This window comes from Weizmannia sp. FSL W8-0676, from assembly GCF_038593015.1.
In the GTDB taxonomy this organism is placed as follows: domain Bacteria; phylum Bacillota; class Bacilli; order Bacillales; family Bacillaceae_C; genus Weizmannia; species Weizmannia coagulans.
The window spans coordinates 1,556,101-1,576,410 of record NZ_CP151954.1 but is presented as its reverse complement, the minus strand read 5'-3'; the positions used below and the strand labels follow the sequence as shown (position 1 = coordinate 1,576,410).

Annotated in this window: 21 protein-coding genes and 1 pseudogene; 18 read left to right on the top strand and 4 right to left on the bottom strand. The window is 46.3% G+C overall.

Going from position 1 to position 20,310, the window contains the following annotated elements:
- Positions 1–61: 61 nt before the first annotated feature.
- The 3 genes from NST20_RS07630 to murB all read left to right on the top strand — a co-directional run bounded on the left by NST20_RS07630 (position 62) and on the right by murB (position 1,799).
- Positions 62–307, top strand: coding sequence for a DUF1450 domain-containing protein (locus tag NST20_RS07630; RefSeq protein WP_013859398.1), 246 nt, complete (start codon positions 62–64; stop codon positions 305–307).
- A 72-nt stretch (positions 308–379) separates the two neighbouring features.
- Positions 380–895: a DUF1189 family protein gene (locus NST20_RS07625; protein ID WP_017554293.1), complete on the top strand. Its 516-nt coding sequence runs from the start codon at positions 380–382 to the stop codon at positions 893–895.
- Positions 888–1,799 carry a UDP-N-acetylmuramate dehydrogenase gene (gene murB / locus NST20_RS07620; RefSeq protein ID WP_342400357.1) on the top strand — a complete coding sequence of 304 codons (912 nt, stop codon included), beginning with the start codon at positions 888–890 and terminating at the stop codon, positions 1,797–1,799. The genes NST20_RS07625 and murB overlap by 8 nt, the downstream gene beginning before the upstream one ends.
- A 44-nt stretch (positions 1,800–1,843) precedes the next feature.
- Here the strand turns inward: murB and NST20_RS07615 are convergent, their stop codons facing one another.
- Complete coding sequence (locus NST20_RS07615; protein ID WP_013859395.1) at positions 1,844–2,182, bottom strand: hypothetical protein; 339 nt, start codon at positions 2,180–2,182, stop codon at positions 1,844–1,846.
- Positions 2,183–2,350: 168 nt separating this feature from the next.
- Between NST20_RS07615 and NST20_RS07610 the strand changes: the two genes are divergently transcribed.
- The 4 genes and pseudogenes from NST20_RS07610 (at position 2,351) to NST20_RS07595 (ending at position 5,415) form a co-directional block, all read left to right on the top strand.
- Positions 2,351–3,289, top strand: coding sequence for an ABC transporter ATP-binding protein (locus NST20_RS07610; protein ID WP_342400356.1), 939 nt, complete (start codon positions 2,351–2,353; stop codon positions 3,287–3,289).
- Entirely contained in the window at positions 3,286–4,233 is a 948-nt protein-coding gene (locus NST20_RS07605; RefSeq protein ID WP_195850262.1) for an ABC transporter permease subunit, read from the top strand. Before NST20_RS07610 ends, NST20_RS07605 begins: the two co-directional genes overlap by 4 nt.
- A 183-nt stretch (positions 4,234–4,416) precedes the next feature.
- Positions 4,417–4,881: a VanZ family protein gene (locus NST20_RS07600; RefSeq protein WP_013859392.1), complete on the top strand. Its 465-nt coding sequence runs from the start codon at positions 4,417–4,419 to the stop codon at positions 4,879–4,881.
- Between the two features lie 83 nt (positions 4,882–4,964).
- A pseudogene (locus tag NST20_RS07595) lies at positions 4,965–5,415 on the top strand (DNA starvation/stationary phase protection protein).
- Positions 5,416–5,494: 79 nt separating this feature from the next.
- Here NST20_RS07595 and NST20_RS07590 read toward each other — a convergent pair.
- Positions 5,495–6,787 (bottom strand): Nramp family divalent metal transporter, encoded by a 1,293-nt coding sequence (locus NST20_RS07590; RefSeq protein ID WP_342400355.1) that lies wholly within the window; start codon positions 6,785–6,787, stop codon positions 5,495–5,497.
- Between the two features lie 314 nt (positions 6,788–7,101).
- Between NST20_RS07590 and NST20_RS07585 the strand changes: the two genes are divergently transcribed.
- The 3 genes from NST20_RS07585 (at position 7,102) to NST20_RS07575 (ending at position 8,989) form a co-directional block, all read left to right on the top strand.
- Entirely contained in the window at positions 7,102–7,728 is a 627-nt protein-coding gene (locus tag NST20_RS07585) for a CoA pyrophosphatase (protein WP_061575454.1), read from the top strand.
- 220 nt (positions 7,729–7,948) lie between these two features.
- Positions 7,949–8,449 (top strand): GNAT family N-acetyltransferase, encoded by a 501-nt coding sequence (locus NST20_RS07580; RefSeq protein WP_081110485.1) that lies wholly within the window; start codon positions 7,949–7,951, stop codon positions 8,447–8,449.
- 33 nt (positions 8,450–8,482) lie between these two features.
- On the top strand, positions 8,483–8,989 hold the full coding sequence (locus NST20_RS07575; RefSeq protein WP_265115297.1) for a DsbA family protein: 507 nt from the start codon (positions 8,483–8,485) through the stop codon (positions 8,987–8,989).
- 233 nt (positions 8,990–9,222) lie between these two features.
- Here NST20_RS07575 and NST20_RS07570 read toward each other — a convergent pair whose 3' ends face one another.
- Positions 9,223–9,375: a YpzG family protein gene (locus NST20_RS07570; RefSeq protein WP_017554300.1), complete on the bottom strand. Its 153-nt coding sequence runs from the start codon at positions 9,373–9,375 to the stop codon at positions 9,223–9,225.
- A 726-nt stretch (positions 9,376–10,101) separates the two neighbouring features.
- Here NST20_RS07570 and NST20_RS07565 point away from each other — a divergent pair.
- The 8 genes from NST20_RS07565 (at position 10,102) to NST20_RS07530 (ending at position 18,996) form a co-directional block, all read left to right on the top strand.
- Positions 10,102–11,097, top strand: a complete 996-nt coding sequence (locus NST20_RS07565) for a glycoside hydrolase family 15 protein (protein WP_328014265.1) — start codon at positions 10,102–10,104, stop codon at positions 11,095–11,097.
- 233 nt (positions 11,098–11,330) lie between these two features.
- Positions 11,331–13,271, top strand: coding sequence for a 1,4-alpha-glucan branching protein GlgB (gene glgB, locus NST20_RS07560; protein ID WP_342400354.1), 1,941 nt, complete (start codon positions 11,331–11,333; stop codon positions 13,269–13,271).
- Positions 13,271–14,428, top strand: coding sequence for a glucose-1-phosphate adenylyltransferase (locus tag NST20_RS07555; RefSeq protein ID WP_342400353.1), 1,158 nt, complete (start codon positions 13,271–13,273; stop codon positions 14,426–14,428). The genes glgB and NST20_RS07555 overlap by 1 nt, the downstream gene beginning before the upstream one ends.
- Before the next feature lie 16 nt (positions 14,429–14,444).
- Positions 14,445–15,554, top strand: coding sequence for a glucose-1-phosphate adenylyltransferase subunit GlgD (gene glgD, locus NST20_RS07550; protein ID WP_340702628.1), 1,110 nt, complete (start codon positions 14,445–14,447; stop codon positions 15,552–15,554).
- A 13-nt stretch (positions 15,555–15,567) separates the two neighbouring features.
- A complete protein-coding gene (gene glgA / locus NST20_RS07545) occupies positions 15,568–16,995 on the top strand; it encodes a glycogen synthase GlgA (protein WP_342400352.1) in 1,428 nt (475 codons plus the stop codon).
- A 362-nt stretch (positions 16,996–17,357) separates the two neighbouring features.
- A complete protein-coding gene (locus NST20_RS07540) occupies positions 17,358–17,573 on the top strand; it encodes an NAD(P)-binding domain-containing protein (protein WP_019721326.1) in 216 nt (71 codons plus the stop codon).
- A 23-nt stretch (positions 17,574–17,596) separates the two neighbouring features.
- A complete protein-coding gene (locus NST20_RS07535; protein ID WP_019721325.1) occupies positions 17,597–18,352 on the top strand; it encodes an exodeoxyribonuclease III in 756 nt (251 codons plus the stop codon).
- A gap of 215 nt (positions 18,353–18,567) precedes the next feature.
- Positions 18,568–18,996, top strand: a complete 429-nt coding sequence (locus NST20_RS07530) for a cell wall hydrolase (RefSeq protein ID WP_237349297.1) — start codon at positions 18,568–18,570, stop codon at positions 18,994–18,996.
- On the opposite strand, the gene NST20_RS07525 is transcribed toward NST20_RS07530, so the two are convergent.
- Complete coding sequence (locus tag NST20_RS07525) at positions 18,993–20,183, bottom strand: MFS transporter (RefSeq protein ID WP_019721323.1); 1,191 nt, start codon at positions 20,181–20,183, stop codon at positions 18,993–18,995. The two genes, NST20_RS07530 and NST20_RS07525, sit on opposite strands and share 4 nt — an antisense overlap.
- Positions 20,184–20,310 lie beyond the last annotated feature (127 nt).

Below are 20,310 nucleotides of genomic sequence, written 5' to 3'. Positions count from 1 at the left end.
CGTACAGTATAATGGATAAAGATGCCGTTTGGCGGTTTTTATGCAAAAGGAGGAAACGGGATTGGGCATTATTTTAGTCGAAATATGTGAAGGCAGCCTGATCAACACGATTGATGTGGAAGCAGAACTTGAATCCCGGTATCCTGAAGTTGCGGTGATTTCAAATGAATGCTTAATGGCGTGCGGCTTATGCACCTACAGCCCGTTTGCGATGGTGAACGGAAAAAGGATCTTTGCCAAAACGCCTGCGGCTTGCCTTGAAAAAATCAAAGCAGCAATTGAAACGGAATTAAAGAATCTGCCGTAAATGGTTCTCGTTTCAAATTGTATTTTATATTATAATGTGGGATGGAGCATTCGGGATAGGGGGGATAGCAGGATGGAAATTTGGACTGCGTTCAAATACAGCTGTTTATTGCCGGGAAAAAGGGCTGCTTTCCGCTTGAACAGGCTTCCGATGGACAAGGCGGTTTTGTATGTGGTTCTGCTTGTTCTTGCGGTTTCCTGTCTGCATATCCCTGCGCTTTTAACCGGTGGATCCGTTAGCGCCCTGAATGCCATCCAATTTGTTTTTTATTTTCTGTTCGCTTATGTGCTCATTGTCCTGTGCGGCGTATTGGCGGGCATTTCCCTGCTCGCTTGCGCCGGATACGGGCTCAGGAAGCTGTGGAAAAGAAAACTGGCCTACCAGCATTTATGGAAAATGTCATGCTTTGCCATGACGGTCCCGTTTATTTTACATACAATCATTCATGAATGGGTTACGAAAAACGGCTTTGTTTCGGCTGTATTGCTGATCGGGTATCCGCTTATTTGTTTGGCGGCGATGATCCTCCACTATCCGGAAACAAAGAGTCGGCATGTAAGCAGCAAAGAAGGAGAAGAACATGGCTGAAAAGACAATTTTACAAGACTTGCGTTCACTCATTTACCCGCGTGAAATTCTGGAAGATGAACCGTTAAGCAAATATACGTTTACAAAAACGGGGGGGAAAGCGGATATTTTGATTTTTCCCGAGACATATGAGGAAGTGCAGAAGACGGTCCGTTTTGCTTCTCTGAACGGCGTGCCGTATACGATCCTCGGCAACGGCTCCAACCTGATCATCAAAGACGGCGGCATCAGGGGGATTGTGCTGATTCTGACCAAATTAGCGAAAATATCACATGCAGGCAATGACATTACAGCCCAGTGTGGTGCAGCCATTATCGATGTATCGCGCTATGCTTTAAAGCAAAATCTGACAGGGCTTGAGTTCGCCTGCGGGATACCGGGATCTGTCGGCGGTGCGCTGTATATGAATGCGGGGGCGTATGGCGGGGAGATCAAAGACGTTCTGAAAAGCGCGCTTGTCCTGACCAAAACAGGCAAGATGAAAAGGCTTGAAAAAAGCGATTTGTCCTTCCAGTACAGGAAAAGTTCCATTGCGGAGAACGGGGAGATTGCGCTTGAAGGGACGTTCAGCCTGAAGCCGGGCGACGCACAGGAGATCAAAGCCAAAATGGATGAGCTGACTTATCTCAGGGAATCCAAGCAGCCGCTTGAATATCCGTCGTGCGGTAGCGTGTTTAAAAGGCCGCCCGGCTATTTTGCAGGGAAACTGATCCAGGACAGCGGGCTCCAGGGGAAACGCATCGGCGGCGTCGAGGTTTCGACCAAGCATGCAGGATTTATGGTGAATGTTGGCGGCGGAACGGCAACGGATTATATGAATTTGATCAAGTTTGTCCAAAAAACGGTAAAGGAAAAATTCGGGGTGGACCTCGAGACAGAAGTGAAAATTATTGGGGAAGATTAAAAAACATCCCGGTTCTTTTGCGTATAAAAGAACCGGGATGTTTTTCAGCCCTTCCGGCGGATATCGGTTAACCGGTTCCCGCGGTATTTGATGTACACTTGGTCGCCAATGTTAAAATTTAAATACGTATCGCAGTCAGCCGTCAGCGTTTTGCCGTTATTAAAGGCGATCGCGCAATACGGTTTCGTTGTTGTTGGTGCCACTTTTATTTTCCGCTTCGTTTTCACACCGGTTGCAACCGGCACTTCTTTCCGGTTGGGCGTATAAAATTTATCAGTAATCTTTACGCGCTGATAGCTTACCGGGCGCTGAAAAAAGAGCAACCCTACAAGCACGGCCAGGCAGATAATGAATAAAACCAGTTTCCATTTCAGTTTTTCCATTTGTCATCCCTCTACTCCCAAAACGTCTCTATGAATATATTTATGGGGCCATTCATTAAAATATGTATATACCACAACCAAATGCTTTTTTAACCGAATCTTTCTTGAAACTTTTTAAGGCCGGTTTCGTATATTGATTAGACTAGTCTAGCAGAAAGCAGGGATGTTATGAGTGAAATTGCGCTCTCGGTCAAAGGGATTACAAAACAAATCCGCTCGCGCAAAATTGTGGACCAGGTCAGTTTTGAAGTGAAAAAAGGCGAGGTTTTCGGCCTTCTCGGTCCGAACGGCGCCGGTAAAACAACGATTATCCGGATGATTGTTTCATTGATGAAACGCACAAGCGGAGAAATCTATATTAACGGCAAAAGCCTTGATGAAGATTACAAAGGCGCTTTGAACGAAATCGGCGCGATCGTTGAAAATCCGGAGTTTTATCCCTATATGACCGGCTATCAAAATCTCGTCCACTATAAGAGAATGTCAAGGAAACCCATTTCTGAAGAGAGATTATGGGAAGTCGCAAAGCTTGTCAAACTGGAAGATGCCCTTAAACAAAAAGTCAAAACGTATTCGTTGGGAATGCGGCAGCGGCTCGGGGTCGCCCAGGCGATTTTGCACCGGCCTTCGTTATTGATCCTTGATGAGCCGACAAACGGCCTTGACCCGCAAGGCATCCGCGAATTCAGGGGCTATTTGCGGGATCTGGCGGGAAGCGGGGTATCTGTCCTCGTTTCCTCACACCTTCTTACGGAAATGGAATTGATGTGCGACCGGTATGCCATTATCGAAAAAGGAAAACTGATCCATATTGAAACGATGGCAGAAACGACAACGGTGAAACAGGATGACCGCCGCGATATCCTGTTTGCAACGGATGACAGCGAAAGCGCGAAGCAGGCGGTAGAAAAACAGCTCCATTTTCCGGTTTCCATTGTCGATGATACGCACATTTTGGTTTCGGCAGCTTACAAAGACGCAGCCGTTATCAACGCAACATTGGTAGGAAACGGCTGCAACGTCTATGAAATTCATTTTGAAAAGAAAACGCTGGAAGACCGTTTCCTTGAACTCACGAATCATACAGCAGGGGAGGAAAATCAATGACCGCTTTAATTCGAAATGAATGGATGAAAATATTTGCCCGGAAAAGCGCATGGGTCTATATGCTCCTGATTGTAGCGTTCGTGCTGATTGCTGCACTGTTTTACAATAAGGTTTACGGCAAAGACGATCCAAACTGGCGCACGAAAATCGAGAAAGAAATCAAAGCGGATGAGGCACTCATGAAAAAGGATCCTGAACAATACGCGGACCTTGCGCCAACCATCCAAAGAAAGCAAGATTATTTGAAATACAATATCAATCCGGATGCCCATTCAAACTGGCATTTCATGAACAATATTGTCATTCCGCTTGGTTCATTTGTCACCTTGTTCAGTGTAATCGTCGGGAGCGCCAATGTCTCATCGGAATTTGCATCCGGAACGATTAAGCAACTGATGATCCGCCCGCATGAGAGATGGAAAATTTTGCTGTCCAAATACATTGCTGTAACAGCCTACGCGGTATTACTGCTTGCTGTCCTGCTTTTAGCCGGCTATTTGATCGGCATCATTTTTCAGGGATCCGGCAGTTTCCATATGAAAATGGTCGAAAATACCTTGGATTCCAGCCAATATAAAATTAAAGAAATCGGTCCGCAGTTTTTCCTGAAATTTGCCCTTTATCTGCCGAGCCTTGTCATGGTAAGCGCGATTGCGTTCATGCTTTCGACCTTGTTCAAGAGCCAGGCGCTGGCTGTCGGGATCGGCATTTTTGCCCTGTTTATCACAAACACACTGGGCGGGATTTTTCTGTTTCTGATGGACCGGTACCATTGGCTCAAATTCCTGATCTTCCCGCATTTGGACTTGTCCGTCTATGCGTATCAGGATAAACTTACAGATGGCGTCACCTTGCCGTTTTCATTAATCACGCTGGCTGTTTATTATGCCGTTTTTATGGCCTTGACCTTTTGGTATTTTCAAAAACGCGATATTGCGTTTTGATACAGCGGGCAAATTCGGGTAAAATGGCGGCAAAGGGCCGGGTGAAGGAGGGATCTGCCAGAGCAGGTCTCTTCTTTGCTTTTTTGGGACGGCGCACGCATCAGGCTGTACAGGCGGCGCATAGCGTGCGCACCCGCCGAATAGGATAATAATGGGGGCTTGCCCGGACCGCTGGAGGATGATATGGGAAAAAACAACCGAAAAAAAATCAATGCGGCCGTTTTGTTCGTTTTCATTGTGTATGCTGCTTATTTAATGGAACTTTTGTTTTTTATCCCGTACCGCCATGCGCCCAATTCTGCCAGCCAAAATGTTATCCCGTTTAAAACGATCCGGATGTATATCCTTTATTACCGTTACTTTCAATTTGAAGTCTGGTTTTCCAATCTGTTTGGGAATATTTTCATGTTTATGCCGTTCGGGTTTTTCCTGCCTATTCTTTTTAGGCGGCTGAGAAAGGCCTGGATAATGGGATTGCTGTCTTGCCTGGCATCGGCTTTGGCGGAAATCATTCAAGGATATTTCCATGTCGGGGGTTTTGATGTGGATGACATTTTGCTGAATACAACGGGCGGATTGTGCGGTTACGGCATATTTTTACTGGTCCGCAAGCTTGTGAAAAAAATAAAAATTGAGATTTGGCGTTAAATATGCATAAGAAAAGCCCTGCGGAGATAATCTAACGGGGACCCATCAATGGCCGGCCTAAAAAAAAGGGGGGGAAGTGTGGATTGGATGAAGAAAAACTGGTCCGGTTTTTAAACCAGGAACTTTCAAATTTTACAGTGCTTTATATCAAACTGCACCGTTACCACTGGTATATTCAGGGGAAAAACTTTTTTTACGCTCCATGCTTATTTTGAAGATTTGTACCAGGCGTTTTCAAAACAAATGGATGTGCTTGCCGAAAGGATTTTGGCAATCGGGGGACGGCCGCTTGCAACCATGTCGAAATTCCTGGACCGGAAGACGCTTGTTGAAGCGAGCGCGGATAATGAAGAAGGCGAACTGCTGCAGCAATTAAGGGAGGATTTGGCACAGCTGGCAAAGGAGATCCGGGAAACGGGGATTCCGCTGGCGGAAGAAAGAAAGGACGACGCCACCGTCAATCTGCTCACCCGGTTTTTGGCCCGGTTTGACAAGGATATCTGGATGCTGGATGCGATGGCGGACAAACGGTAAATGCCCTTGTTTTCCTCAACCGGGAAGCAGCGGCAAATAAAAAAACAGCCTTTCCATTTGATGGAAGGGCTGTTTCACTTTATCTAAACGTATCAATCAAAAGGAACAGGTTCAGGCATACGACGAATCCTGCCACGATCCAGGAGATGATGCTCGTTATCCGGTGGTTCACCAGTTCACCCATGATCTGTCTGTTACTCGTGAACAGAATCAGCGGGACAAGGGCAAAGATGATCCCGAATGAGAGAATGACCTGGCTTATGACAAGCGCGCTTGTCGGGTTGGTGCCCAGCATGATAATGAGAAGCGGCGGGATCATGGTGATCGCACGGCGCAAATAAAGATTGATCCGTTTGTTGATAAACCCTTGCATCACGACATCACCGGATAATGTGCCGACAGAGGAGCTGGAAAGCCCTGCAATCAAAAGGCCGAGGCCGAAAGAGATCGCAGCTACAGGACCGATATGGGTGTAGAACTCACGAAACGCGACATCCAGATCTTCCACGACAAGGCCGTGTTTATAAAATACACTGGACGCAATCACAAGCATGCTCATATTGATGGCCCCGGCAATCACCATGGCGATGATGATGTCGATCAACTCAAATTTGAAAATTTTTCTTTTTTCCAGCTCATTCTTCCCGACGATTCTATTTTGCGTCAATGAAGAGTGCAAATAAATAGCATGGGGCATGACAGTGGCGCCGAGAATGCCGGCAGCCAGGACAACGCTTTGGATGCCATCGAATTTTGGCGTGACAATCCCGCCGAACACTTTTACCCATTCCGGTTTTGCCAGAAATGTTTGCAAAGCAAAAGCGAGCACGACAATCATCACAAGGGCGGTAATCACTGCCTCAAACGGCCGGTAGCCGCGGCGCTGCAATTCGAGGATGGCAAACGATCCGACTGCTGTAATCAATGCGGCCGGCAGAAGCGGAAGGCCGAAAATTAAATACAGGCCCAAAGACGCGCCGATAAATTCTGCCAAATCTGTTGCAATAATGACAAGCTCGCTTTGGATCCATAAAAATATCGACACCGGTTTTGAAAAATGGTCATGCGCAACTTCCGGCAGATTTTTCCCGGTTGCAATGCCGAGCTTTGCGGAAAGGGACTGGATTAAAACGGCCATTAAGTTTGAAAAGGCAATGACCCAAAGCAGCATATAGCCGTATTTCGATCCTGCCGTAATATTGGTGGCAAAATTGCCGGGATCGATATAAGCAACGCCTGCAATGAAGGCCGGGCCAAGGAAAGGTAAAATCCGTTTTAACCCTTTTACATCCCCTCGGAGCACGGCTTGTGCGCTCGTTGTATTATGGGACGTGCGGACTGGCATTTTTTGGCTCATCATTTTTTCACTCATTAGATGTTTCCCCCTTCTTTAACTTTAACCCCGAAACAAAAAAGTTTCCTTAGGGAAAAATTTATCTGGTACTATTATATTCAATGTTTGCGAAAAAGTAAACCTTTTGCATGCATTTTCCCCTGTATTTTTTGTGGAAAACATGCTTTTTGATCATTATGCCCGATTTATGTGCGGTTATGGCTTCTGCTCCGGGAGAGAAAGCAGGAGGGGAGAAAAATGCATCCTTTTCTTGAAAACTGTGGTATATATTAGGTATAGGGAAAACTGTTTTCACATCATGGAAACGCTAATAAAAAAGGGGGGGGAATCGATTGAACGAGACATTCATTATCGAAAAGTTAAAAAAGCGGGAACCGTCCGTTTTTGGGATGGACCGTTTGTCCCAGTTTGCGGTCCTGTTGCCGCTCGTTCAAAAAGGCGATGGCCTTCACGTTTTATTTGAAGTCCGGTCCCGGCAGTTAAGAAAACAGCCGGGGGAAATTTGTTTTCCGGGCGGCAGAATTGAGACGACGGATAAAAACCCGATGGAAGCCGCGATTCGGGAAACAACCGAGGAATTGGGCATTGACGCGTCTGTCATCCGGGACGTGTTCCCGCTTGACTATGTCGTTTCATCATACGGAAGGCGTGCGATCTTTCCGTTTGCAGGTTTTTTGCCGGATGCGCCTTTTCATCCGAATCCGGGCGAAGTGGAAGAAGTCTTTACGGTCCCGCTTTCACATTTCGCCAAAATAGCGCCGGAATGTTACCGGATCGAATTTAAGGTGGAGCCTGACCAGGATTTTCCTTTCCATTTAATTCAGGGCGGCAAATCATATAAATGGAATAGCCAGCAAATGGACGAGTATTTTTATTACTACGGGGAGTATGTCATTTGGGGATTAACCGCCGGTATTTTGAAAAATTTTATGGATATTTTGGGCGCAGACAAGGCTTGAACGGTGCCCGCGGCGGCTGTCCTGCTGCTCTTTTGGAAACCGGAAATGCCGACAGGATCCGGAAGCCGGGCGCCTGAATACCGGGTGTTTCCATCATGGCCTGGTGTGTAAGGCATAAAAAGCTGTTCAATTGCGGGAAATTATTATAAAATGTTGTTTATAATACAAAGCTTCCGTTGCGGAAACGGAGGTCATTTTTACAATCGAGGGAAAATGAGCGATGATACAGCATGGTCTGGTCAGAGATGCCACAGAAGAAGATCTGCAGGAGATCCTGGACATTTATAATGCCTGCATTGGCAACGGGATTATAACGGCTGACACGGTTCCGGTCACCGTAGAAGAAAGGCTGCCGTGGTTTAAAGCCCATCAGCCGGAAAGCCGGCCGCTTTGGGTGTTGGAAGCAGACGGGGAGATTGCTGCCTGGATCAGTTTAAGCGATTTTTACGGAAGGCCTGCTTACCAGCCTACAGCCGAGGTAAGCATTTATGTCAGCGGAAAATGGAGAGGAAAAGGGGCCGGGAAGTACCTGCTCAGGAAAATGTTGGAAGCCTGCCCGAAGCTTGGGGTGGAAACACTGCTCGGCTTTATTTTCAGCGAAAACAAGGCCAGTTTAAAGTTATTTGCATCCTTCGGGTTTGAAACCTGGGGGCATTTGAAAGAAGTGGCTGTGCTTGACGGGCGCATGCACGATTTAATGATCACCGGCAAAAAAATTTAAAGGATTTTGAAAGGCTTAAGGAGCTATAAAGTTATGAAAATAGAATTATGGTCGGATTTTTCATCGGCGGATTCTTATCTTGCCTTTGTTAGGCTTGGCGAGGCACTGGAACAATTTGGCCACAGGGAAAGCATTCAACTGGAATTTCGCAGTTTCATGAAAAACCCCGAAAAAGAAGTACATATTGAAGGGAGCCATAAACTGCTGCACTTTGCAAAACAACACGGGAAGCAGTCGTTTATTGCCAAGGCCCTGTTTGAAACGTATGCCAGGCAGCCCTCACCAGGCAAAGGAGATTTATTACAGGCTGCCCAAATGGCCGGGCTGGATAAAGGCAAGGCTGAACAGGCCATTGTAACGGATGTTTACTTGGAGCATATCAAAAAAGACCAGGCAGAGGCAGATCTGTTGGGTGCGGATTTTGCCCCCTTTATGGTCATCAACCGGAAATATGCGATTTCGGGAGCCCGCCCGGTCGATTTCATTGTCCGGTCCATGCATGAAGCATGGCGGGAAGAAACCTATGTGGCGGCCATATAAACATGAAAAAAGCGCCCGGTCCGGGGCGCTTTTTTCCGATCTTGTGTTGCGGCGGCTAAGGCTTGCACTCCACATTGTGCATTCCAAAAAGGTTGCCTTGCCGGCTTACGCAATTCAGCTCATCGCTATATCAATATAGCATGATTTTAAACGAAAAACAAGCGTTTCAGCGAATTTCCGTTTATTGCCACACCCAAAAAAGGCCGGTAATTATCCCGGCCTTTTTAGTATCCTCACCAGCGATGCGCTTTTGCATTGCTCCTCAAGATGATGGTGTTTTGTGTGACTTCCGTCTCGCCATTGACCTGGGAATTTGTATGTTTCCGCCGCGTCCAGTTGTGATGGAACAACCCCGAATGCGGATCCAGCTGGTCTTTGTAGCTCATACGATCACCTCTTGGAAGGATTTGGATACCGCTGATATTCATACCGAATATCAATTCTAGCTTGTGCAGAAAGGGCAAAATTACACATCCTGCATATTTGCATCGTCTCAAATAAAAACCAGTATCTGTAAGAAATGGAAGTTGAACAAGAAAATCCGGCTGAAAAGCAGAACGAATAAAAATTAAAGACACAATGTGCTAAAAACACATAATCATTAGCCTATTTTTCAATCACCCCATAATTTAAATGATCCTGTTGTACATTGTGCTAATAACAAAAAATAAATAAGAATCAAGGGCACTGCAACGCCAAACCGGGGAACATGCCGCATCTAAATAATCAAATTACACTATGTGCTGATAACACAATAAAAATAAAACCAAAACAAACATTTAAGGGAAAGGAACGGAAAAAACTCCGGGATGCCAGAATTTAAGCGGGCAGAAACGGGCAAAAAAATCGGGCTTGATTAGGCTTTCTAAATAATCATCCAACAAATGCAGACATAATATATAAAAAACAACCGTCTAGGAAAAGAAACGGCCGGCAAATGGCAGCATCGCCGTTTGCCAAACCAGGGCTTTTCCCGCTTGAATGCATCTGCAGAAAGCAAAGATCTTCATGAAAGCGCTTTAAAACAGGGGAGTTATGTTGGAATGGTTATAAAAGGATCAGCGTCTTGCCAACACTAATGGTATGGATCAACTTTTTGGAGGTGAAGAATGATGAACATCGAGAAAGCTGTTGAGGTCATTGACCGGATGCGCCTGCCAAACGGTGCTTATACCGCCAGTTTGTCTTCCGACTACCATTATGTTTGGATCAGAGATGTCGTATATACCGTTCTGCCCTTTTTAGCCACGCCGTCCCCGTACTATGAAAAAGCATACCACGCATTGCTTGATCTGTTTATCCGTTATGAGTGGAAAATTGACATTCATACGAAGAAAAGGCCTCGGTATTTATACGAATATATCCACGCCCGCTATTCCACTGACCTCAAGGAACTCCCGCAAGAATGGGGCCATGCCCAAAATGATGCTATTGGGGCTTTTCTTTGGGGAGTAGGGGAAGGCATCCACCACGGCCAGAAAATCATCCGCAGCCAAAAAGATTTGGAGATTATCCAAAAACTGGTTGACTATCTCGAGTGCCTGGAGTATTGGCAGGCCGAAGATAACGGCATGTGGGAAGAGAATATGGAGGTGCATGCTTCAAGTGTCGGGGCATGCGTTGCCGGCTTAAAAGCAGTCAGGATGCTCGTGCATGTGAAGGATGGGCTGATTGAAAAAGGGGAAGAAACACTTTATAAACTGCTGCCGCGGGAGAGCGCAGGCAAACCGACCGACCTTGCCTTACTGTCGCTCATTTACCCTTACCGGATTGTCAGCCGCGGCATGGCGCTTCAAATACTGGAAGATGTCACCACTACGCTTGAACGGAAATATGGCGTGATCCGCTATGTCAACGACCAATACTATAACGAAGGCGCAGAAGCCGAATGGTGCTTTGGTTTTCCGTGGCTTGGTTTATGTTTCTATGAACTGGGTATGTATGATAAGGCAAATGGATATGTGGAAAAAACCAAGCGCATTATTACGGGAAATTGGGAAATCCCGGAACTTTATATCGGCGGCAAGTACGTGCCAAATGGAAATAAGCCGCTTGCCTGGTCTGTTTCTTTGGCATACCAGTTTTTCAAAACAATGGACGTCCGTTAAACAATTGAACAGTCAATTTTAAGCTGTTTTAAATCCGCAGCCCGCATATTCATTGCATGTCAAACCAATGCGGCACATTTAAAACAGCTTTTTTCTATTGGTAAACGGAATGGCGGATTTGAAAATAAAATCATTTTGTCTCCATTTCGACAAAATTAGACGGCTTTTTTTTGCAGGATTCGTAAAATTCATAACGAATAGTAAAAGTATGCTGAAATAGCGGAGGTGCGACATTGGAAAATTCAGTAAAAAATTCGCAACAAGTCCTGCCCACTGATTTCGAGCTTTATTTATTCCACGAAGGCACCCTTTACGAGAGCTATACTTTGTTCGGGGCACATGCCATGGAGTATGAAGGAAAAAAGGGCGTGCGGTTTGCAGTTTGGGCGCCGAATGCGCAAGCCGTTGCCGTAGCCGGCGATTTTAACGGCTGGGATGGCAGCAAACACCAAATGAAACGGCTCAAAGATTCAGGCATCTGGGTATTATTTATTCCGGATCTCGCGCCTGGTGAACTGTATAAATATGAAATTACAGGGCCTTCAGGCAATACTTTTTTTAAAGCGGATCCATATGCGTTCTATTCGGAAGTACGCCCGAAAACGGCATCTGTCATTTATGATCCCGGCATGTATCAGTGGCATGATAGAAAGTGGATGAGCCATAAAGCAAAATCCGACCCATACCACGAGCCGATGCTGATTTATGAAATGCATTTCGGTTCATGGAAGAAAAAAGCCAATGGTGATTTTTACACCTACCGTGAAATGGCAGACGAACTGGTCCCATACGTTGCCGGCCATGGCTATACGCATATCGAGCTTATGCCGATGATGGAACATCCGTTTGACCGGTCATGGGGCTACCAGATTACCGGTTTCTATGCACCGACGAGCCGGTACGGGAAGCCGGAAGATTTCATGTATTTTATCGACAAATGCCATCAGAACGGCCTTGGGGTGATTTTAGACTGGGTTCCCGTCCATTTCTGCAAAGACGCCCACGGCCTTGGCCGGTTTGACGGAACACCGCTGTTCGAGCCTGCAGATCCTGACATGGCGGAACGGCCGATTTGGGGTACATACAATTTTGACTTTCAGAAACCTGAAATTTTCAGTTTTCTTATTTCCAATGCCCTTTTTTGGATGGACGTTTATCATATTGACGGCTTCCGGGTTGATGCAGTTTCTTCTCTTATTTATTTGAACCATGACAGGGGAGACGAAAAGAAATTGGCAAACCAATATGGCGGTGACGTCAATTTGGAAGCTGTCGAGTTTATCAAAAAGCTAAATGAAGCCGTTTTTAAAAAGTTTCCGCATGCCTTAATGATTGCAGAAGAAGCAACATCGTGGCCGCTCGTGACAGCGCCGGTTTACGCGGGCGGGCTCGGCTTTAATTATAAATGGAACATGGGCTGGGTGCATGATGTGCTCACCTATATGCAGACACCGGAGGAAAAAAGGCCTGATGCCCACGATCTCCTCACCTTTTCCATGCACTATGCTTTTTCGGAAAACTATGTACTTCCTTTTTCGCATGATGAACTGGTTTACGGAAAAAAATCGCTGCTCAATAAAATGCCCGGGGATTTTCCACAAAAGTTTGCAAATTTACGCCTTCTTTATGCTTATTTTATGACCCATCCGGGTAAAAAATTATTATTCATGGGAAGCGAATTCGGACAGTTTGACGAGTGGAAAGACCTGACGCAGCTGGATTGGATGCTGCTGGATTTTGAAACGCACCGGACCTTCTTTCAGTTTACAAAAGCCATGAACACATTCTATCAAAACACAAGAAGCTTGTGGCGGCAGGACCATGACCCTGAAGGCTTTGAATGGATTGATCCGAATAATCGCAGGCAGAGCATCATAATTTTTATGAGAAGAGGAAAGCGGAAAGGGGATTATTGCATCGTCCTCTGCAATTTTTCAAAAAACAAATATGACAAATTCAGAATTGGCGTGCCTTCATTCGGAAAATATATTGAAATTTTCAATACGGATGATGAACAGTTCGGCGGCAGCGGTTTGTTGAACAAAAAAGCAATCCAAGTGGATAAGGAGCCTTTTCATAACCAGTCATACAGTATGGAAATCAGCATTCCCCCACTCAGTGCATTGATCTTTAAAAAGCAATCAACAAAACGGCAAAGGGGTGGCAAAAAATAATGGCAAAAAAGAAATGGATGGCAATGCTCTTAGCAGGCGGACAGGGAACAAGGCTCGGGGATTTGACATCCCAGCTGGCAAAACCGGCAGTGCCTTTTGGCGGCAAGTACAGAATTATTGATTTCTCGCTAAGCAACTGCATGCACTCGGGCATTGATACCGTCGGCGTGCTGACGCAATATGAACCCCATCTCTTAAATTCGTATGTCGGAAACGGGAAAGCGTGGGACCTGGATAAAAATTTCGGCGGTACAACCGTACTGCCGCCGTATGTAGGGAAAGACGGCGGCGAATGGTATAAGGGGACGGCCAATGCGGTTTACCAAAATATCCAGTATATTGACCACTACAATCCGGAATATGTTGTGATTCTTTCAGGCGATCATATTTATAAAATGGATTACCGGAAACTGTTAAAATCGCATGTGGAAGCAGGGGCGCAGGCGAGCATTGCCGTCATGGAAGTCCCGTGGCAGGAAGCAGGGCGCTTCGGCATTATGGTAACAAACGCGGAAGGAAGCATTGTTGAATTTGAAGAAAAACCGAAATTCCCAAAGAGCAATCTTGCCTCCATGGGCGTATATCTGTTTAATTGGAAGCTTTTGCGCGAATATTTAATACAGGACGAGAAAAACAGCGCTTCCTCGCATGACTTCGGGAAAGACATTATTCCGAAAATGCTGAAGGATAAAAAGAAAATGTATGCTTATAAATTCCAAGGTTATTGGAAAGATGTCGGCACGGTCCAAAGCTTCTGGGAAGCACATATGGACCTGCTGGAAGAAAAACCGGCATTTGATCTGGATGACCCGGACTGGCGCATTTTCACCGGAGATGCGAACCATCCTCCGCAATACATTGCGCCCCAATCCAATATTAAAAACGCGCTCATCAACGAAGGCAGCTGGATTTATGGGGATGTTTTCCATTCCGTCATCTCGGATCATGTCTATATTGGCAAAAACAGCACGATCCGGGATTCCGTCATCATGCCGAGTGTCACGATCGGCAGCAATGTGACGATCGAACGCGCCATTATTGCGAGCGGCACCGTCATTGAAAACGGCAAAAAAATCACGCCTTCAAAGCCAAATGATATTCAGTTGTACAGCTGTCCGCAAAACGGAGAAGAAGCGGAAATAAAAGAAGTTTTATAAAAGGGACGGGTGAAACATGACGAACGTATTAGGAGTTATCAATTTGATCAACGAAAAGCCGATTTTAAAGGAGCTAACGAAACACCGCTGCCTTGCTTCCGTTCCGTTCGGCGCCAGATACCGCTTCATTGATTTTGCGCTTTCCAATCTCATTCATGCTGAAATTACCCAGGTTGCCGTTTTTACGAAAGACAACGGCAGATCGATCATAGACCATATTGGTTCAGGAAAGGAATGGGATTTGGACCGGTACGACGGCGGGCTGTTTATTCTGCCGCCGGTTGCCGATAATGCAAAATTGAAGGGGGATATCCAGGGCTTTTATGATCATCGCGAATTCTTTGAACGCGCCTCGGCAGACCTTGTCATCATCTCGCCGGGAAGCAACGTCAGCAAACTCGATATTTGCGAGCTGGTCGCATTCCATGAGAAAAGCCAGGCAGATATCACGGTTGTATACAGGAAATATGACGGGGAGCCGATCCAAAAACCGAACTATCATCAAGTGGTGGTAGATAAAGAGGACAACGTGCGGGACATCGAATTGTTTACCACTCCGCAAAAGGGCGACTTCGTCTGCCTGGAAACCTATGTGCTGTCAAAACTGTTGCTGATGGATCTCATCCAAACCTGTTCTGAAAACGGAGAATATGACTTTTTGCGGGATGCGATCAAAGCGAATGTCCATAAATTTAAAGTTAAGGGGTATCACCACCGCGGCAATATGATCTTTATCCACTCCATGGACAGTTACCACGCGGCAAACATGGCCATGCTCGACCCGGATACGATCCGCGCTTTCTTTTACAGCGACTGGGAAATTCTGACCAAGATCAAACATGAGCCGCCGGCAAAATACGGACAAACAGCGGACGTAAAAAATTCATTTATTGCAAACGGCTGTTTAATTGAAGGGACAGTGGAAAACAGTATTATTTTCCGCGGCGTGAAAATCAAAAAAGGGGCAGTCGTGAAAAACAGCATCATCATGCAAAAAACAGAAGTGGAAGAAGATGCGGTATTGGAAAATGTCATCGCAGACAAGCAGGTGGTCGTTACCCAGCATAAGGTGGTTGTCGGGACTCCGTCGCATCCAAAAGTATTATGCAAAAAAGAGATCATTTGATGGAGGGGACAAGATGAACGTATTATTCGCTGCTTCAGAATGCGCGCCATTTATTAAAACAGGGGGGCTGGGCGATGTTATCCAGGCATTGCCCAAAGCTTTGAAAAAAGCGGGGATCCATCCGGCAGTCATCCTGCCGAAATATGAAGATTTAAAACCCGAAGTAAAAGCGCGCCTCTCCTTTATGGGAAGCCTGACCGTGCCGGTTGGGTGGCGGAAGCAGTATTGCGGGATTGAAACATTGGAGGAAGGGGGGATCCGCTATTATTTTTTGGACAACGAGTATTATTTTAAACGGCACGGGAGTTACGGCTATTTCGATGATGGCGAACGGTTCTCCTTTTTTTCGCGTGCAGTGCTTGAAGCTCTTCCTTATTTGAACGAGAAACCGGATGTCATCCATTGCCATGACTGGCAAACCGGGCCGATTCCCGTGCTGTTAAAAGCGCATTTTTCCAGCCATCCTTTCTACCAGGGCATCAAAACGATGTTTACGATTCATAATTTGCGCTACCAGGGCGTATTTCCAAAAAGTGTTCTGTCTGATCTTCTCGATTTAAGCGAATTGTATTTCCATGTGGATAGCCTTGAGTTTTACGGGAATGTCAGCTACTTAAAGGCGGGGATTGCTTATGCAGATGCCATTACAACCGTCAGCCCGACATACGCCCGGGAAATCCAGACGCCGTATTACGGGGAAAATCTTGACGGCTTTTTGCGGATGAAAAGCAACCGTTTCGAAGGCATTGTCAACGGGATTGATACGGATGCTTATAATCCCAAAACAGACGACGCGCTGTTTTTTACATATGAGGACTATCCGGGAAAATTAAAGAATAAAAAAGCCTTGCAGGAAGCTTTCCATTTGCAGCCGGATTCCGGCATTCCCGTTATATCGATGGTGACAAGGCTGGTGGAACAAAAAGGCATCGATCTGGTGCTACATGTAATACATGAGATGTTAAGTTTAAATGTCCAGTTTGTCCTTCTTGGCACAGGCGAGCATCAGTACGAGGAAGCATTCCGGCATCTTGAAAACCAGTATCCGGGCCGGGTATCCGTACATATTTATTTCGATGAAGCCCTTTCCCATAAAATTTATGCGGGCAGTGACTTGTTTTTAATGCCATCCAAATTTGAACCGTGCGGCATCGGGCAACTGATCGCCATGCGGTATGGCACATTGCCGCTTGTGCGTGAAACCGGCGGGCTGAAAGATACCGTAAAGCCATACAATGAATTCACAGGCGAAGGCAACGGTTTTTCGTTCGCAAACTATAACGCGCACGATATGCTTTACACAGTTGAAAGGGCCGTTTGGTTTTTCCGCTACCAGCCGAAAACATGGCAGTCGTTGTCTGAACGGGTGATGGGGCTTGATTTCAGCTGGGAGAATTCTGCAAAAGCATATATCCGACTGTATGAAGGGATATGGCCGTAAAGAATAGGGAGCACTTATACAGAGTGGAAAAAGGCGCCTACTTCGTACCGGCGCCTTTTTACTGATGCCCACGTTTGTTTCGCCGGCTGATGGCTTTTAAAATCGATAACTTGTCTTGGAGCGTTAACATATTCCAACTTCCGACTTTGATTTTCACTTTTCCCACCCCCCCGCATAAGGATTGGCGAACATCAATTATACTTGTATAATACCGCTTTTTTCTTCAATACAAACGCCAAATATTTATACAAAAATTGCGTATTTCTTGCCGCATTTTTTCTTTAACATTAGAATAAGAACAGAATATCCCTTTAAAGCTGATGGCTTTTAGGTGAATTTGTCTAAATATGGAGGCTTTTGTCATGAAGATAGGTTGGATTGGTTTAGGGCATATGGGATCTCCGATGGCCTGCCGCCTTTTAGATGCGCATTTCGATTTGTTTGTGTATAATCGCACAATTAAGAAAACGGAAAAACTGGCTGAAGCCGGCGCCGCCGTTTGCAAAACGCCGAAAGAAATCGCTGAAAATGCGGACGTCGCTGCGGTTTATAAAGCATTAAAACACCTGAACTTTTAAATGCAATGGAGGAGAAACCGGGGATGAAATTTGTTTCTTGGAATGTGAACGGGCTCCGCGCCTGTGTAAAAAAAGGGTTTCTTGCATTTTTTGCAGAAACCGGCGCCGACATTTTTTGCGTGCAGGAGACGAAACTGCAGGAAGGCCAGATCGCCCTTGATTTGGACGGCTATTATCAATATTGGAACTATGCCGAGCGGAAAGGGTATTCGGGCACGGCCGTTTTTACAAAAAAAGAACCGCTTTCCGTGCGCTACGGCGTCGGGGAAAATCGGACAGAACCGGAAGGCCGGATTTTGACACTCGAATATGAAGATTTTTATTTGGTCAATGTTTATACGCCGAATTCCCAGCGCGATCTTGCCCGCCTCGGTTACCGCCTCGAATGGGAAAACCGGATGCGGGCCTATTTAACGGATCTTGATAAAAAGAAGCCGGTCATTGTATGCGGCGATATGAACGTTGCCCATCAGGAAATTGATTTAAAAAATGCAAAAAGCAACATCGGCAATTCAGGGTTTACAGCGGAAGAGCGCGATAAAATGACCGGGCTGCTGAACAGCGGATTTATTGATTCGTTCCGATATTTTTATCCTGAGCGGGAAGGCGCATATACATGGTGGTCTTATATGAATAAAGTAAGGGAAAGGAATATCGGCTGGCGGATTGACTATTTTCTCGTATCCAAAAGACTTGCCGGCCGTTTAAAAGGTGCCGGCATGTATCCGGAAATAATGGGCAGTGACCACTGTCCGGTATTTTTAGAAACCAATTTTTAATTGGCAGGATCCGTTTCTGCCGATTGCCCTTTTGTGCTGTGCGCCGAAACTTAAAGCCCGGTACTCTTTCGGATTTAACAAACATCAAGCATCCGGTTTTTTCCGCCCGGGTGCTTGATTTATTTCAGGCACAGGTGGGGTTCTCTTTTGGTGTTTTGCAGCATAAGATAAAAAGCGGAACTTGTGCGCAATTTGCAAATCCAGGGAGGCTTAAAATGGCAGTCGTAAGGGCATCAAGTGCAGACATCGATTTACTGGCACGGCTTTTAAGGGCGGAAGCAGAAGGGGAGGGGCAGCTTGGCATGCTGCTTGTCGGCAATGTAGGCATAAACCGGATCAGGGCGAATTGTTCGGATTTTATCGGGATCCGGACCATTCCGCAAATGGTTTATCAGCCGCATGCTTTTGAAGCAGTGATACACGGGTATTTTTACCAGCGGGCACGGGAAAGCGAACGGCGGTTGGCCAGACGTGTGATTAACGGCGAAAGGCATTGGCCTGCCAAATACAGTTTATGGTATTTCAGGCCGCAAGGGGACTGCCCGCCCACATGGTATGACCAGCCGTTCGTTGCCCGGTATAAATTGCATTGTTTTTACGAACCGACAGCTGAAACATGCGAAAATGTATACACCACTTTTTAATTTGCGAGCCTTTTTTCATTTGGCAAAAAGCAGGATATGACAGCGCCGATCATGGGCAAGAAAGATAAAATGGTAAATACTGTAGCAACCCCGAACATATCGGAAACGCCGCCCATGAAAACGGAACCGATTCCGCCGGCGCCGACCCCGAAACCAATTGACAGGCCGGAAGCAAGCGCGATATTTTTGGGCAACAGCTTTTGCATATAGATGACGCCGACAGAAAAGCTTGAAAGGACGCTGAAACCGAAACAGAGCAGATCGAGTACGGCCAGCCAGCCGCTTAAATGCGGCAACACAAGCGCAAAAGGCGTGGCAAGGAACATGGACACGACAAGCAGCCGTTTCATGCCGGCCCGGTCTGAAATAATGCCGCCAAAAAGCGTGCCCAGTGCCCCGGCGCCGACAAAGACAAAGTTCAACAGTTCGCTTGTTTCCAAACTTGCATGTTTCATGTAAAACGGAAGAAAAATAACAACCCCGACCTGGCACCAGGAACGCAAAATAATGACCAGAACAAGCAGGATGACGCCGGGAATATGGTTTTTTCCGGCGATTTCTTTTTTCCGGCGCTGGATATTTTGCACTTTGCTGTTCATCCAGCCAAGCAGGGGGGCTGTTAAAATAAGGGATAAAAGAGCAACCGGCAGCAGCCAGATCAGGCCGTGTATGCCGGTATGCACCAAAAAGAGCGGGATCATAAGCGGCCCGAAAGCCTGCCCGGCATTTCCGCCAACCTGGAATATTGCCTGTGCCAATCCTTTTTTATACCCGGACGCAAAATGGGTGCCGCGTGATGCTTCCGGATGAAAGACGCCCGACCCGAATCCGGAAAGCGCAATAAAAACCAAAAGCCATGGGAGAGATGGCGCAATGGCGGTTAGGCTCAGGCCGGCAATCGATAAGAAGACACCGAGCGAAAAAAGCCAGACCCGCGGTTTCCGGTCCGTCAGCATGCCAAAAACCGGCTGTGTTACCGATGAAGTAAAATAAGAAACCAGTACAATTAAAGTGGATTGCGTATAATTCAAATGGAGCGCATGCTTGTACATGACAACAAGGGCAGGAACCATGCCGGTTGTCACCAGGTCATTTAAAAAATGCGCACCGCTGAACGTAAACAGCGCACGGCGAAAAAAAGGGTTTTCTGCCTCTAACGGCGCTGATGTAAATGATTGACTTCCCATACATACTCCCACTTTCTCGTAATTTCTTTCAAACCGCCCCGGACAGGGACGAAGACAGCCGGATCAAAAACGAGAGCTGTATGAATATTGTAACATAATTTTCCACAAAAATGACAAAATGAACCTC